At 68.1% G+C, this 15498-nt stretch carries 14 protein-coding genes; 7 read left to right on the top strand and 7 right to left on the bottom strand.

All coding sequences use genetic code 11. The features are described from left to right. Positions 1 to 106: 106 nt before the first annotated feature. Positions 107 to 2575 (bottom strand): phosphoketolase family protein, encoded by a 2469-nt coding sequence (locus NL1_RS09430; protein WP_084510424.1) that lies wholly within the window; start codon positions 2573 to 2575, stop codon positions 107 to 109. Positions 2576 to 2707: 132 nt separating this feature from the next. On the opposite strand from NL1_RS09430, the gene NL1_RS09435 reads away from it, so the two are divergent. From NL1_RS09435 to NL1_RS09460, 6 genes are all read left to right on the top strand, one after another. Then, positions 2708 to 3262 carry an FKBP-type peptidyl-prolyl cis-trans isomerase gene (locus NL1_RS09435; protein ID WP_067836587.1) on the top strand — a complete coding sequence of 185 codons (555 nt, stop codon included), beginning with the start codon at positions 2708 to 2710 and terminating at the stop codon, positions 3260 to 3262. A 151-nt stretch (positions 3263 to 3413) separates the two neighbouring features. After that, positions 3414 to 4784, top strand: a complete 1371-nt coding sequence (gene tig / locus NL1_RS09440; protein WP_067836633.1) for a trigger factor — start codon at positions 3414 to 3416, stop codon at positions 4782 to 4784. Positions 4785 to 5026: 242 nt separating this feature from the next. Next, the gene (locus NL1_RS09445; RefSeq protein ID WP_067836590.1) at positions 5027 to 5617 is read left to right on the top strand and encodes an ATP-dependent Clp protease proteolytic subunit; all 591 of its coding nucleotides are present in this window, start codon (positions 5027 to 5029) and stop codon (positions 5615 to 5617) included. 72 nt (positions 5618 to 5689) lie between these two features. Then, positions 5690 to 6355: an ATP-dependent Clp protease proteolytic subunit gene (locus NL1_RS09450; RefSeq protein ID WP_067787453.1), complete on the top strand. Its 666-nt coding sequence runs from the start codon at positions 5690 to 5692 to the stop codon at positions 6353 to 6355. A 441-nt stretch (positions 6356 to 6796) separates the two neighbouring features. Further along, positions 6797 to 8077: an ATP-dependent Clp protease ATP-binding subunit ClpX gene (gene clpX / locus NL1_RS09455; RefSeq protein WP_067836592.1), complete on the top strand. Its 1281-nt coding sequence runs from the start codon at positions 6797 to 6799 to the stop codon at positions 8075 to 8077. Between the two features lie 297 nt (positions 8078 to 8374). Then, positions 8375 to 8713 (top strand): STAS domain-containing protein, encoded by a 339-nt coding sequence (locus tag NL1_RS09460; RefSeq protein WP_245673161.1) that lies wholly within the window; start codon positions 8375 to 8377, stop codon positions 8711 to 8713. A gap of 64 nt (positions 8714 to 8777) precedes the next feature. Here the strand turns inward: NL1_RS09460 and NL1_RS09465 are convergent, their stop codons facing one another. Both NL1_RS09465 and NL1_RS09470 read right to left on the bottom strand, forming a co-directional pair. Continuing rightward, positions 8778 to 9155 carry a nuclear transport factor 2 family protein gene (locus NL1_RS09465; RefSeq protein WP_067836597.1) on the bottom strand — a complete coding sequence of 126 codons (378 nt, stop codon included), beginning with the start codon at positions 9153 to 9155 and terminating at the stop codon, positions 8778 to 8780. Positions 9156 to 9453: 298 nt separating this feature from the next. Beyond that, entirely contained in the window at positions 9454 to 10065 is a 612-nt protein-coding gene (locus NL1_RS09470) for a dihydrofolate reductase family protein (RefSeq protein WP_067836600.1), read from the bottom strand. A gap of 182 nt (positions 10066 to 10247) precedes the next feature. Here NL1_RS09470 and mihF point away from each other — a divergent pair, with 182 nt between their 5' ends. Beyond that, positions 10248 to 10562, top strand: a complete 315-nt coding sequence (mihF, locus tag NL1_RS09475; RefSeq protein ID WP_067836603.1) for an integration host factor, actinobacterial type — start codon at positions 10248 to 10250, stop codon at positions 10560 to 10562. Positions 10563 to 10741: 179 nt separating this feature from the next. On the opposite strand, the gene NL1_RS09480 is transcribed toward mihF, so the two are convergent. The 4 genes from NL1_RS09480 to NL1_RS09495 form a co-directional block, all read right to left on the bottom strand. Continuing rightward, positions 10742 to 11275 (bottom strand): hypothetical protein, encoded by a 534-nt coding sequence (locus NL1_RS09480; RefSeq protein WP_067836606.1) that lies wholly within the window; start codon positions 11273 to 11275, stop codon positions 10742 to 10744. A 90-nt stretch (positions 11276 to 11365) separates the two neighbouring features. Next, on the bottom strand, positions 11366 to 12202 hold the full coding sequence (gene fdhD / locus NL1_RS09485; protein WP_067836609.1) for a formate dehydrogenase accessory sulfurtransferase FdhD: 837 nt from the start codon (positions 12200 to 12202) through the stop codon (positions 11366 to 11368). Positions 12203 to 12278: 76 nt separating this feature from the next. Further along, the gene (locus tag NL1_RS09490; protein WP_067836611.1) at positions 12279 to 14588 is read right to left on the bottom strand and encodes an FdhF/YdeP family oxidoreductase; all 2310 of its coding nucleotides are present in this window, start codon (positions 14586 to 14588) and stop codon (positions 12279 to 12281) included. A 171-nt stretch (positions 14589 to 14759) separates the two neighbouring features. Continuing rightward, a partial coding sequence (locus NL1_RS09495) for an FHA domain-containing protein (protein WP_156094762.1) occupies positions 14760 to 15498 on the bottom strand: 739 nt, incomplete at its 5' end.

Genomic DNA, 15498 nt, shown 5'->3' on the forward strand with positions numbered 1-15498 from the left:
CGCCCGCAAGGAAGTTTTCCACAGTCCCCGTGTATTTCCATACGGCACAAAATGATCGGCCGCCGCCCTGTGGACAACGGCTGCGGCGGGCGACGCCCGGCTGTTCTCAGAGCGAGACTTCGGGCCAGGTCCACTCCGCGACACAGGGAATGTCGGCGCCGTTCGCCCTGGTCCACGCGCGGGCCTTCCAGCGGGCGTCGACCATCTCCTGACGCAGCCCCGCCGCCTTCTCGCGCAGGTCGGGAACCCGGTCGATCACATCCATCACGAGGTGGTAGCGATCCAGATCGTTGAGCATCACCATGTCGAAAGGCGTTGTGGTGGTGCCCTCTTCCTGGTATCCGCGGACGTGCATCTCCGCGTGATTGGTGCGCCGGTAGGCCAGCCGATGGACCAGCCAGGGATAGCCGTGGAACGCGAAAATCACCGGACGTTCCCTGGTGAACAGCGTGTCGAACTCGCTGTCCGGCAGGCCGTGCGGATGTGCGTCGGCGGGTAGCAGCCGCATCAGGTCCACCACGTTGACCACGCGAACACGCAAGTCCGGCAGCCGGTTTCGCAGAATCGCCGCGGCGGCGAGCGTCTCCAGCGTCGGCACGTCGCCCGCGCAGGCCAGCACGACATCCGGTGTGCTGCCCACGGTGTCGTTGTTGCCCGCCCAGTCCCAGATGCCGAGGCCGCGCGCACAATGCACCGCCGCATCGGGCACCGACAGCCAATCCTCCTGCGGCTGCTTGCCCGCCACCACCACGTTGACGTAGTGCCGCGAGCGCAGGCAGTGGTCGTACACCGAGAGCAGCGTGTTGGCGTCCGGCGGCAGGTACACCCGCACGATCTCGGGCTTCTTGTTCAGCACCACATCGAGGAAACCGGGGTCCTGGTGGGTGAACCCGTTGTGGTCCTGTCGCCAGACGTGCGAGGACAGCAGGTAGTTCAGGCTGGCGATAGGCCGCCGCCACGGCACCGCCGCGCTGGCGTCCAGCCACTTGGCGTGCTGGTTGAACATCGCGTCGACGATGTGGATGAACGCCTCGTAGCAGGTGAACACGCCGTGCCTGCCGGTCAGCAGATACCCCTCGAGCAGGCCCTGGCACATGTGCTCGGAGAGCACCTCGATCACCCGGCCGGTGCGGTCCAGCGCGACGTCGTACTCGCCGATCTCCGCCTGCCAGTCGCGTCCGGTGACCTCGAGGATGTCCTGGAGCCGGTTACTGGCCAGCTCGTCGGGTGCGAAGGTGAGGAAGTTGTCGGGATTGCGCCGGGTCACCTCACGCAGCCAGCCGCCGAGCACCCGGGTGGCCTCGTGTTTCGTCCCGCCCGGTGCGTCCACCTCGACGCCGAAATCGCGCCAGTCCGGCAGGCGAAGATCGCGAACGAGCATGCCGCCGTTGGCCACCGGGTTGGCGCTCATCCGCCGATCGCCGGCGGGGACTTGGTCGAACAGTTCGGATGTGGGGCGTCCCTCGGCGTCGAACAGCTCCTCCGGCCGGTAGGAGCGCAGCCATTGCTCCAGCACCTCGCGGTGCGAGTCGTCGTCGCGCGCGGCGGGCAGCGGCACCTGGTGCGCGCGGAAGGTGCCCTCGACCGGGTCGCCGTCGACGACCGGGGGACAGGTCCAGCCCTTCGGGGTGCGCAACACGATCATCGGCCAGCTCGCGGGTGCGCCGTCGCCGCCCGACCTGGCGGCCTGGTGGATCCGGTCGATCCGGTCGAGGCAGCCGTCCATCGCGCGGGCCATCGCCTGGTGCACCGTCGCCGGGTCGTCACCCGCGACGACGACCGGCGCGTAGCCGCAGCCGCGCAGCAGCTCCACCAGCTCGTTCTCCGGAATTCTGGCGAAGATGGTCGGATTGGCGATCTTGTACTGGTTGAGCGCGAGGATCGGCAGCACCGCGCCGTCGCGGCCCGGGTTGAGGAACTTGTTGGCGTGCCAGCTGGCAGCGAGCGGGCCGGTCTCGGCCTCGCCGTCGCCGACCACGCAGAACACGGTCAGGTCCGGATTGTCCAGCGCCGCGCCGTACGCGTGCAGCAGCGAATAGCCCAGCTCCCCTCCCTCGTGGAAGGAACCGGGCGTCTCGGGTGCACAGTGGCTCGGCACCCCGCCGGGGAAGGAGAACTGGGCGAACAGTGCGCCCATCCCCTCGGCGTCGCGCGGAATGTGGCTGTACAGCTCGGAATAGGTGCCTTCCAGCCAGGCACACGCGTTCGGGCCGGGACCGCCGTGTCCCGGCCCCGCGACGAACACCGCACTGAGCTCGCGCTGACGGATCGCCCGGTTCGCGTGCGCCCACACCAGATTCAGCCCGGGGACGGTGCCGAAGTGGCCGAGCAGCCGCGGCTTGATGTGCTCGGGCCGCAGCGCTTCGCGCAGCAGCGGGTTCTTCATCAGATAGATCTGGCCTACGGAGAGATAGTTCGCCGCGCGCCACCAGGCGTCGATCGCGGTCAGCTCCGCGCGATCCAGCGGGCCGGGCACCTTGTCCAGCCGATAGGGCCGGGGCGCGATGGAAACGCCCCCCTGCCCGCCTGCATCGTTCGCCGAGGTGCCGCCCCCGGCACGGGCCGTCTTGGTCATCGCCGACTCTCCTCATGCTCGCTGGGAAATCCGCCTCACCGGCGGCATTACCCGTTTCCGTGCGGCGACACCGCGACACGACCGGAATGCGCCGCTGGGCGCGCGGGCGTCCGGTGGTCTAGGGTCCGCCGCATGCACACACTCGGCAGGATCATCGGTGTCGGCGCCATCGCCGCGGCCGCGTTCGCGCTGGCCGCCTGCGGCTCCGACGACGACAAGGACACCGCTGCCACCGCGACGACGGGCACCACCGCCGCCGCCCAGGCGAAATACGGCCGGGAATGCACCGCCGAGGACATCGGGGTGACGGGCGGCTTCGGCGAGACGCCGGTCGTGACTCTTCCCGGCGACTGCGACCCGCCCACAAAACTGATCGTGAAGGACCTGGTCGAGGGCAGCGGCCCCGGTGCGGTGGCCGGCCAGTCGCTCACCATGAACTACGTGCTGGTGACCTGGTCGGACAAGAAGAAGCTGGACAGCTCGTTCGACCGCGGCAAGCCCTTCCAGTTGAACCTCGGCGCCGGTGAGGTCATCCCCGGCTGGGACCAGGGTCTCGTCGGTGTTCAGCAGGGCGCGCGCAGGCTGCTGATCATCCCGCCGAACCTGGGCTACGGCGCGGGCAGCGGCGGCATCAAAGCCAACGAGACGCTGGTCTTCGTCACCGACGCGGTCGGCGTCGGCAACTGAATCAGCCGGTCACAGCGCGGCCGGGGTGCGCCGCGCCGTGACCGATTGCAGGCCGCACAGGCCGGTCAACTACCCTGGTCGGGATGCGTACGCGCACCCCGCTGGGAGTCGCGCCTCAACCGGAACGAACAACGAACCAAGGAGCATGTCCGTGAAGAGCACCGTCGAGCAGCTGAGCCCGACCCGGGTCCGGATCAATGTCGAGGTGCCCTTCGAGGAACTGAAGCCGGACTTCGACCGCGCCTACAAGGCTCTCGCCAAGCAGGTCCGCATCCCCGGCTTCCGCCCGGGCAAGGCCCCCGCGAAGCTCCTCGAAGCCCGTCTCGGCCGCGGCGCCGTCCTCGAGCAGGTCGTCAACGACGTGCTGCCCAGCCGCTACAGCGAGGCCGTCACCACCTCCGAGGTGAAGGTCATCGGCCAGCCCGACATCGAGATCACCAAGATCGAGGACGGTCAGGAGCTCGCCTTCACCGCCGAGGTCGACGTGCGCCCCGAGATCGACCTGCCGAGCTACGAGGACATCGAGGTCACCGTCGACGCGTTCAGCATCGGTGACGAGGACATCGAGGAGCAGCTCACCTCGCTGCGCCAGCGCTTCGGCACCCTGACCGGCGTGGAGCGCGCGGTCGAGAACGGCGACTTCGTCTCCATCGATCTCGCCGCCGCCGTGGACGGCGAGGAGGTGGCCGACGCCGCCACCAGCGGTCTGTCCCATGAGGTCGGCTCCGGCCAGCTCATCGAGGGCCTCGACGAGGCGATCATCGGCCTCTCGGCCGGTGAGTCCACGGACTTCACCTCCACGCTGGTCGCGGGCGAGCACGCGGGCAAGGAAGCCGTCATCACCGTCACGGTGCAGTCGGTGAAGCAGCGCGAGCTGCCCGAGGCCGACGACGAGTTCGCCCAGCTCGCTTCGGAGTTCGACACCCTCGACGAGCTCAAGGAAGACCTGAAGGGCCGCGTCGAGCGGGTCAAGAAGGTGCAGCAGGCAGGCGAGATCCGCGACAAGGTCCTGGAGACCCTGCTGGAGAAGACCGAGGTGCCGCTGCCGGAGAAGGTCGTCCAGGCCGAGATCGACGCCGTGGTGCACGACGCCGTGCACGGCTTCGACCACGACGAGGACAAGCTGGCCGAGGCACTCGAGGCGCAGGGCTCCAGCCGCGAGGAGTTCGACAAGGACACCAAGGAGGCCGCCGAGAAGTCGGTGAAGACCCAGCTGCTGCTGGACGCCATCGCCGAGGCGGAGAACACCCAGGTCGGCCAGGAGGAGCTCACCGAGCGGATCCTGTTCCAGGCGCAGCGCTACGGCCTGTCGCCCGAGCAGTTCATCCAGCAGGTGCAGCAGGCCGGTCAGCTCGGCGCGGTGTTCGCCGACGTGCGCCGCGGCAAGGCGCTGGCCGGCGTGGTTGGCAAGGTGAAGGTCACCGACTCCGCGGGCAACGCCGTGGACACCGCCGAAATGTTCGGCGCGCCCGCGGATTCCGCGGACGAGACCGCGACCGAGGCCGCCGAGGGCACCGAGTAGAACCGTGGAACGACAGCGCGAAATACAGCCGTGTGGTTTCGTAGGTGCGCTGTGAACTGTGGAGAAGTTGCGCTGTAAGCGAAGAAAGGGCGGTACCGGGAGTTCGGTGCCGCCCTGCTTCGTTAATGTTTGTGACAGACGAACCAGTGATGGCTGTGTGGCACTCAGCGCTGTTTAGCTTTCAGTGACAAGCCGGTGAGAAGAGAAGGCAGGTATCCGTGACAATCAACCAAGCAGGGGTCATGACATCCGCGACTGCTGGTCTCAACCTCAGTGATTCGGTGTACGAGCGCCTGCTGCGGGAGCGCATCATCTTCCTCGGCACCCAGGTCGACGACGACATCGCGAACAAGCTGTGCGCGCAGATCCTGCTGCTCACGGCGGAGGATCCGACCAAGGACATCGCGCTCTACATCAACTCGCCCGGTGGCTCGGTGACCGCGGGCATGGCCATCTACGACACCATGCAGTTCGCCGAGTGCGACATCGCGACCTACGGCATGGGTCTGGCCGCATCGATGGGCCAGTTCCTGCTGACCGCGGGCACCAAGGGCAAGCGCTACGCCCTGCCGCACGCGCGCATCATGATGCACCAGCCCTCGGCGGGCATCGGCGGTTCCGCGGCCGACATCGCGATCATGGCCGAGCAGTTCGCCCACACCAAGCGCGAGCTCAACGAGCTGCAGGCGCTGCACACCGGCAGGTCGGTGGAGCAGGTCACCGCCGACGCCGACCGCGACCGCTGGTTCACGGCGAAGGATGCCCTCGAATACGGGTTCATCGACCACGTGATCAGCCACGCCAGCCAGGCCAACGGCACCGCCCCCAAGTGAGCGGCGGCCGGACCTCGCCCCGGCTCGCGCTGTCAGTGAACCGTCGTTGAACACATAGACTTTGGAGACGAAATGGCTCTGATCGACCCACGCGCCGGCCTCTCCGGCATCGCGCCTGCCTCGCCGCAGTCGCGCTACATCCTGCCTTCGTTCATCGAGCACTCGAGCTTCGGTGTCAAGGAGTCCAACCCGTACAACAAGCTGTTCGAGGAGCGCATCATCTTCCTCGGCGTGCAGGTCGACGACGCCTCGGCGAACGACATCATGGCGCAGCTGCTGGTGCTGGAATCGCTGGATCCCGACCGCGACATCACGATGTACATCAACTCGCCGGGTGGTTCGTTCACCTCGCTGATGGCCATCTACGACACCATGCAGTACGTGCGTGCCGACGTGGCCACGGTCTGCCTCGGCCAGGCGGCCTCCGCCGCGGCCGTGCTGCTCGCCGCGGGCACCCCCGGCAAGCGCGCTTGCCTGCCCAACGCCCGCGTGCTGATCCACCAGCCTTCGCTGGAGGGCGGCATCCAGGGTCAGGTCTCGGACCTGGAGATCCAGGCCGCCGAGATCGAGCGCATGCGTCGCCTGATGGAGACCACGCTGGCGCGGCACACCGGCAAGGATGCGGACACCATCCGCAAGGACACCGACCGCGACAAGATCCTGACGGCCGAGGAGGCCAAGGAATACGGGATCATCGACACGGTGTTCGACTACCGCAAGCTCAGCGCGCAGAAGTAACAACGCTCGCGTGCGCGTCGAATTCGGCGATCGCTCGCAAGTTGCTGTGCGTCAGGCGAATTCGGCCGGGCGGTGTGCCGAAGGCAGACTGTCCGGCCGCGTCCGCTACGGTGGCGTCGACCGTTCGCGAGGGTGGCGGACGGCGGCGAACACCGTAGCGGCCTGCCGGGCGCCGGGACCGGCCCCTCACGGGCGGAACAAGTGCCGAACGTGTTTCGATGTCGTGAGAACCCGCACAACCCCGGCGAGAAACATGCTCGAGTTGTCGACCTCCGTCGCGCACACCGGGTACGGTCGACCTAGGGACCTTTGCTCTCGGTTGACGGCATAGCTCGACCCGCCCGAATTACTCGAAGTGTTCGCGAATACACACGAGTTCGGCGGATTGCTGGCAACCTGGACAGACGGTTGCACGCGGACAAGGAAGTAGGGACCCACGAGATGGCGCGCATCGGAGACGGCGGCGATCTGCTGAAGTGCTCGTTCTGTGGAAAGAGCCAGAAGCAGGTCAAGAAGCTCATTGCGGGACCTGGCGTGTACATCTGTGACGAGTGCATCGATCTATGCAACGAGATCATCGAGGAGGAGCTCGCCGAGTCCAGCGAGGTCAAACTCGACGAGCTGCCGAAACCGGCCGAGATCCGTGAGTTCCTGGAGAACTACGTGATCGGGCAGGACACCGCCAAGCGCACCCTCGCCGTTGCCGTGTACAACCACTACAAGCGCATTCAGGCGGGCGACAAGGGTCGCGACAGCCGGGGCGAGATCGTCGAGCTGACCAAGTCGAACATTCTGATGCTCGGCCCCACCGGCTGCGGCAAGACCTACCTGGCGCAGACCCTCGCGAAGATGCTGAACGTGCCGTTCGCCATCGCGGACGCCACGGCGCTCACCGAGGCCGGATACGTCGGCGAGGATGTCGAGAACATCCTGCTCAAGCTGATCCAGGCCGCGGACTACGACGTCAAGAGGGCCGAGACCGGCATCATCTACATCGATGAGGTCGACAAGATCGCCCGCAAGAGCGAGAACCCCTCGATCACCCGCGACGTCTCCGGCGAGGGCGTGCAGCAGGCGCTGCTGAAGATCCTGGAGGGCACTCAGGCCAGCGTGCCGCCGCAGGGCGGGCGCAAGCACCCGCACCAGGAGTTCATCCAGATCGACACCACCAACGTGCTGTTCATCGTGGCGGGCGCGTTCGCGGGACTGGAGAAGATCATCTCCGACCGCACCGGCCACCGCGGCATCGGCTTCGGCGCCGAGGTGCGCTCCAAGGCCGAGATCGACACCACCGACCACTTCGCGGAGGTGATGCCCGAGGATCTGATCAAGTTCGGTCTGATCCCGGAGTTCATCGGCCGCCTCCCGGTCGTCGCGTCGGTGACGAACCTGGACAAGGAGTCGCTGGTCAAGATCCTGTCCGAGCCGAAGAACGCGCTGGTCAAGCAGTACATCCGGCTGTTCGAGATGGACGGCGTCGAGCTGGAGTTCACCCAGGACGCCCTGGAGGCCATCGCCGACCAGGCCATCCTGCGTGGCACCGGCGCTCGCGGCCTGCGCGCCATCATGGAGGAAGTCCTGCTGCCGGTGATGTACGACATTCCCAGCCGCGACGACGTCGCCAAGGTGGTCGTGAACGCCGACACGGTCAACGACAATGTGCTGCCGACCATTGTGCCGCGCAAGCAGCAGCGCACCGAGCGCCGGGAGAAGTCGGCGTAATTCGGAACTCGAGATCCGGGCCCGTGGGAATTGTCCCGCGGGCCCGGATTTGTTTTCCAAATGTCCGAATTGTCGAGATCGGTTCGTAATTCGAGGTGTACTCGGCTGTCGGCTCGGGTACTCGAAAGTCAGGGTTGAGTAGCCAGCCCAGCTCCGGGACCTCGAGCGCCCGGTGTGAACAAATCGCCCGGCGCGGGTTCAGGCGCCGGGCGCGACGGGACCGGGGTCCTCATGTCGACAATGCTTTCCACTCACTTCACCGATCTCCGAACGCATCGGACCGATCCCGCTGCGCGCGTGAGTGTTTCGATCACCGCTCCGAGTGACGAGATCACGTTGTGCGCTGTCGCGGGCGAGGTGGACCAATTCACCGTCGAGGAACTGCGGCGGCGGCTGATCGGTTCGCTCGACACGGCCGCCTCTCGCGTGGTCGTCGATCTGTCCATGGTGACGTTCTTCGGCAGCGCGGGCCTGCGGGCGCTGATCGAGGCGCGTTCCAGGATCGAGCACACCGGACGCAGGCTGCTCCTGGTCACCGGCCCACCGTGCGTGGAGCGGCTGCTCGCCGCGGCCGCCGGCGTCGTGACCTTCGAGACGACGACCGGCCTGGCAGGTGCTCTGCTCGACGTCGCCTGACCCCGCAGACGATTCGACGCCGCCCCGGATGCGATTCCGGGGCGGCGTCGGCGTCGTGGGCGGCTCAGATCGGTTCGGCGCGCATGTCGTCCTGGCTCCAGTAGGCGCGCATCTTGATGATCTTGCCCTGGTCGTCGAACTCCATCGTGTCGATCGGCGTGAGCGTGAATCGCTGATCGCCGACCTTGGTGACCACGTCGAACATGAAGGCGGCGTGGTTGCCCGCGACCCGGACGGTATCGGCGTGCAGCGCGGTGGACCGGTCCAGCTTGTCGAACACGGAGTAGAACTCGCGGATGGCGTCGTGGCCCTGGCGGATCGGGGTGCCCGCGGGATCCTCGACGGTCGCGTCGGGTGCGTAGAGCTCCACGATGGATTCCGTGGGCCCGGTGCCGACCAGCTTGACGTACTGCTCGACGACATCGCGAATCTGTTGTGTCATGTCAACCCCTGACGAATTGAAACGTGTTCCAATTCGGAGGCTAGCAGTCCATGCCTGCCCCGTGTAGTCCGAAGGCCGTTCATCGGGACGCGGATCGTTGTTCGGTTGTGCTTGCCTCGCCGGGACGCGGTGACGATTCGTCGTGGACGAATCGCGCCCGAGATGGGGAGCACCGTTGATCCCCCTGGTTCGCCGTTGAACCTTGATCCCGTGCGAGTGCTGCTGTACTAACTACCTTTCGCCCGCGCGCCTCGTTGTGTTACGTGGGTCACAGCGGTCGTTTCCGATGGCCGGATGGCTACTCGCCGATGGTGCCGTATTCGGGGGTGCCCGCGGCGCGGTAGGTGGTGATGTGGACGTCGCGGGGGGTCGTGCGGGAGTCGGTGACGTGGTAGGCGGTGGGGGTGGAGTCGGTGGGGAAGAGGCGTTTGCCGGTGCCGAGGAGGACGGGGAAGGTCAGTAGGTGGAGGGTGTCGACGAGGCCCGCGGCGAGCAGGGTCTTCGCGAGGTTGCCGCTGCCGTGGATCTGGATTTCGCGACCCTCCCGGGATTTGAGGTCGGTGACTTGTTCGACGAGGTCGCCGCGCAGCAGTTCGGTGCCCGCCCAGTCGGCGCGCTCGAGGGTATGGGTGCCAACGTATTTCGGCAGGGCGTTGAGGTTCGAGGCGATCGGATCGGCGGGGTCGTCGTGCTGCGGCCAGTAGCCCGCGAAGATCTCGTAGGTGCGCCTGCCGAGCAGGAAGGCGTCCGCCCGAGCGAACACCTGGTTCATGAACTCACCCCCTGCCTCGTCGAAGTAGGGGGCGGTCCAGCCGCCGTGCGTGAAGCCGCCGCTGGTGTCCTCCTTCGGTCCGCCCGGGGCCTGGTAGACGCCGTCGATGGTGACGAACTGGGTGAGCGACAGTTCCATGGCGGGCTTCCTTTCGTCGGTTTCGCGCGCTTCGCGCCTGCCCTATACCGGTTCTGACGGCGACGCGCCAGAAAACTCATCGCAACATCTGACCGGTGTGTCGGCGGTCCACGGCCGGTGCCGTGCTGTTTACTCGGTGCGGTCCACCAGATGTTCGAGTGACGAGTGAAAGCGGAGGAGACATGGCACTGCCCACGATGACCGCCGAGCAACGCACCGAGGCGTTGGCCAAAGCGGCTGCGGTGCGCAAGGCGCGCTCCGAACTGATCGGCAAGGTGAAGGCCGGCAAGGTGTCGGTCGCCGACCTGCTGAAGAAGGCGGAGTCCGACGATCTGGTGAAGAAGACGAAGGTCGCGGCGGTGATCAAGGCCCTGCCCGGTGTCGGTCCGGTGAAGGCCGCGAAGCTGATGGATCAGGCCGAGATTCCCGAGGATCGCCGCATCGGCGGCCTGGGCGCCCGGCAGCGGGAGGCGCTGCTCAAGGCCCTCGACGTCTGACGACGCCGGAGCGATCTCGCTCGAGCCGGAGGCGCACGCCAGCACGCCCGAGGTGACCTACCCGGCCCCGCGCCGACGGTCGCCCGGGCTTCTCGTGCGACGCGCATCGCCTCCGGCCAGGCACTCCGGCGTCGCGGCCGGGTCCGAACGGGGGGTCGGCACGTCCGTGCGGTACGAGCTCAGCGCGTCGTGCGGCGGCGGGGGAAGTGAAAGTCGATGGGTTTGGGGTCCGGCGCCTGCGGCCCGCGTGGGGCCACCAGCAGGCAGGCCGCGCCGAGCGCCAGGAGGGCCGCGGCGGCGATCAGGCTCAGCGTGAAGCTGACGCCGCTCATCGCGTCCGGCTTGTGAAATGCGTGGTAGATCAGGTGCGGGGTGGCAAAGACCAGCCAGCCGAGCCCCGCGGCCTGCGCCAGCGCGCTGCCACCGCGCCACAGCGCGAAGCCGCTCACCGCGGCCAGCGCCAGGAAGAAGGCCCCGACGTCGCCCGCCAGGTGGTGGTTGTAGGGGCCGTCGACGGCGACCCAGTGCATACCGAATCCGGGGAAACTCGTGTACCAGGAGTGCGGCGCGAGCACCGCCCACAGGCCGATCACGGCGCCCTGGAAGGTCAGTATCCCCAACATGATTCGCACGGCCAGCCAACGGCGGCGGTGCTGCTCGAAACGCATCCGGACGCGCACACCGCCGGACTTTCCTTCTACCGAGATCCGCATCGGTCGCTCCGTTCCTCGCCGAAGGGTGTTCGGGTGTTGTCACGGTAGAACGGACATCGAGGGCTGAGCAATAGGCGCCGCGGCCCCGGGTCAGCTCGCGGGGCGTGCGGAGGGCCGCCGGTCGACGCGGTGCGCGCCGGAGTAGACGTTCATGGTGTCGCCGCGCAGGAAGCCGACCAGGGTGAGACCGGATTCGTCGGCCAGGTCGACCGCCAGCGAACTCGGCGCCGAGACTGCGCCGAGCATCGGCACGCCGGCCATCACCGCCTTCTGGACCAGTTCGAACGACGCCCGCCCGCTCACGATGAGCACCAGATCGTTTGCGGGGACGCGGTTGTCGCGCAGGGCCCAGCCCAGCACCTTGTCCACCGCGTTGTGCCTGCCGATGTCTTCCCGTACCGCGAGCGCCGTCCCGTCGGCGGTGAACAGGCCCGCCGCGTGCAGTCCGCCGGTGGCGTCGAAGACCGACTGCCGCGCGCGCAGCGTCTCGGGCATGGTGGCGAGTACGGCCGGGTCGACGGCGGGCGAGTCGTCCGGGATCGGGTAGCGGGTCTGGGCCCTGACCTCGTCGAGGGCGGTCTTGCCGCAGAGACCGCACGAACTGGTGGTGAGGAAGTTGCGCGTGCGGGCGGGTGCGGGGGAACGCAGTTCGACGTCGAGCACGTTGTAGGTGTTGCGGCCCTCGGCATCGGTGCCCGCGCAGTAGCGGGCGCTCACCACGTCGTCGGCCGATCCGATGATGTTCTCGCTCAACAGGAATCCGTGCACCAGGTCGATATCGGAGCCGGGCGTGCGCATGGTGACGGTCAGCGATTGCCCGCCGAGGCGGATCTCCAGCGGTTCCTCCACGGCGAGGGTGTCGGGTCGCTGGATCTCTCCGGTGGGGGACAGGCGCAGCGTGCGGCGGCGCGCGGTTACGCGGCTCACGACTCCGCCTCGCTAGCGCTCGGCTGCGTCGTGCCCCGGGTGGGGCTGTGCTGATGGTTCACTCGCTGACGCTCGCTCACGACTCGGCTCCGACGTGCACGTGCCGCTCCATCCGGATGGTCACCGCCTTGGAGACGGGCGTATTGGACCGCGCCGCAACGTGATCCAGCGGGACGAGGGGGTTGGTCTCGGGGTAGTACGCGGCGGCGTTGCCGCGGGGGGTCGGGTAGCCGATCACGCGGAAGGCTCGGACGCGGCGCTCGACGCCGTCGGTCCACTCCGAGACCAGGTCGACGAGATCGCCTTCGGCGAAGCCGAATTCGGCGATGTCGTCCCGGTTCACCAGGATCACCCGGCGTCCGCCGTGCACGCCGCGGTAGCGGTCGTCGAGGCCGTAGATGGTGGTGTTGTACTGGTCGTGGCTGCGCAGTGTCTGCAGGATGAGCCTGCCCTCGGGTACTGGTACCCAGGTCAGCTCGTTGACCGCGAAGTTGGCGCGGCCGGTGGTGGTGCGGAATTCGCGGCTGTCGCGCGGGGGATGGGGCAGCACGAAACCGTTGCGCTGCCGGACCCGGGCGTTGTAGTCGGCGCAGCCGGGGACCACGCGGGCGATGGCGTCGCGAATCTTGTCGTAATCGCCCCGGTATCGCGCCCACGGCACCGGATGGTCCGCGCCGAACAGCGCGAGGGCCAGCTCGCAGACGATGGCGACCTCGCTGCGCAGCTGATCGCCGACGGGTTCAAGGCGACCGGTCGACAGGTGCACCATCGACATCGAATCCTCCACCGACACATGCTGTTTCACGCCATCCACGACATCCTTGTCGGTGCGCCCGAGGGTGGGCAGGATCAGCGCTGTGCGTCCGTGCACCACGTGGCTGCGGTTCAGCTTGGTCGAGACCTGGACGGTGAGTGCGCAGTTGCGCAGCGCGGCCTCGGTGACCTCGGTGTCGGGGGTAGCCGAGACGAAATTGCCGCCCATGCCGAAGAACACCTTGGCCCGGCCGTCGCGCATGGCGCGGATGGAATGCACCGTGTCCCAGCCATGTTCGCGGGGGCTGGTGATGCCGAACTCGCGGTCGAGCGCGTCGAGGAAGGGGGCAGGCATCTTCTCCCAGATGCCCATCGTGCGGTCGCCCTGCACGTTGGAGTGCCCGCGCACGGGGCACACGCCCGCGCCCGGCTTGCCGATCATGCCGCGCAGCAACAGCAGATTGGTCGCCTCCTCGATGGTGGCGACGCCGTGCTTCTGCTGGGTCAGGCCCATGGCCCAGCAGATGATGGTGTTGCGCGAGGCGGCGAGCAGGCGCGCGGTGCGTTCGAGTTCCGCCCGCGACAGTCCGGTCGCGGCTTCGACGACATCGAGATCGACGGCGCGCGTGTGCTTTTCGTAGTCGGCGAAGCCCGCGCAGTGCGCGTCGACGAACGCGCGGTCCACGACCGTGCCGGGCGCAAGATCCTCGGCTTCGAACAGCAGCCTGCCGAGACCTTGGAACAAGGCCATGTCGCCGCCGAGCCGGATCTGCAGGAAGTCGTCGGCGATCGCGACACCGGTGGTGACGCCGCGCACGGTCTGCGGGTCGCGGAAGCCGAGCAGACCCGTCTCCGGCAGCGGATTGACCGCGATGACCCTGGCGCCGTTGGCCTTCGCGTCGGCGAGCGCGCTGAGCATGCGGGGGTGATTGGTGCCGGGGTTCTGGCCCGCGACGATGATCAGGTCGGCCTTGCCGAAATCGTCGATCGAGACCGAGCCCTTGCCGATGCCGATGGAGCCGACGAGCGCCGCGCCGGAGGATTCGTGACACATGTTCGAGCAGTCCGGCAGATTGTTGGTGCCGTAGCTGCGGACCAGCAGCTGGTAGAGGAACGCGGTCTCGTTGGCGGTGCGGCCCGAGGTGTAGAACACGGCCTCGTCGGGCGAGGCCAGCTCGCGCAGCTGGTCTGCGATCAGGCGGTAGGCCTCGTCCCAGGAGATGGGCGAGTAGTGAGTGTCGCCGGGGCGCAGCACCATCGGATGGGTCAGCCTGCCCTGCTGGCCGAGCCAGTACCCGGACTTCCCGGCCAGCTCGGCGACCGAATGGGCGGCGAAGAACTCCGGCGTGACGGTGCGCAGCGTCGCCTCCTCGGCGACGGCCTTGGCGCCGTTCTCGCAGAATTCGGCGGGTCGTCGATGCCCGGTCGGCTCCGGCCAGGCGCAGCCGGGGCAGTCGAAGCCGTTGACCTGGTTGACCCTGGCCAAGGTGCGGGCCGTGCGGACGACGCCCATCTCCTCGACCGAGCGTTTCAGCGCCACGGCCACGGCGGTGACGCCCGCGGCCTGCTCTTTCGGGGCGGTGACGGTCAGCTCGGATTCATCGATGTCCGCGGTGGGGCCGTGTCGATGCATATGCCTATTGTCCTCTCCGCGCGAAAACCGTCTCAGCAGGACCGCTGCCGCACTCTTCGCATCGTAGGCCGCGGCACGGGGTGCGACCTACCCGTCAGGCGGCCGACTGCCGTTTCGACCATCCCGCCCCGGCGGGCGCCGAGCAACGGCCGGGCAATGCCGGCGGCGTGCTCAGGATCGGCGCGTGTGGGCGGTGGCCGGGTGACGTTCGTCGGTGCGGTGGGTGAGGACCTTCTCGCCGATGCGGATGCGCCAACCGGGCGGCAGCTCGACCGGCGCGGTGCCGATGCGGGTCCAGCTGTCGGTGCCGGGGCCCGCGACGTAGGTGCCCGCGGGTGTGGACGCGTCGCGAACGAAGACCTTGCCGCGGTTGAGCGAGACGTAGGCGTGCACGCGGGAGACGTGCCGGTCCCGCGGCACCGCCAGCGGCGACGCGATGGCGTTGCGCACCGAATCGTCGGCGGTCGGGCTGCGGCCGATGACGTACGGCCGGTCGAGCGGGTAGGCGGTGTCCTCGAAGACCAGTGCGCCGGTTGGGGCGTCGGCCTGCGGCGAGCCTTTCGGCGGGCGCGGCGGCGGGACCCGGACCCCGTGGGTCGCCGGGTTCTTCTGCAAGGCAACGGGTTCGGGTCGCGCGGATCCGAACCCGGCCGTCTGGGACCATGCGAGCGGCATCGCCCTGGTGCCGATGTCCTGCGGGCGGTCGGCCGCGGACGGCCGACCGGAACCGGTGCTCGGCTCGGCGGGAGAGCCGCCGCCCTTTGGTGGGTCGTCGGAGTCGTCCGCCAACGCGTCGAAACCCGCGGGGGCGGTCGCCGGTGGTTCGGCGGATCCGGTCGTCGCGGATCCGGCTTTCGCGGGTGGTGCGGCTTTCGCGGGTGCGGCGGCGCGCTGCGGTGTCTTCGGCGCG

This window comes from Nocardia lijiangensis NBRC 108240, from assembly GCF_001613045.1.
GTDB lineage: Bacteria > Actinomycetota > Actinomycetes > Mycobacteriales > Mycobacteriaceae > Nocardia > Nocardia lijiangensis.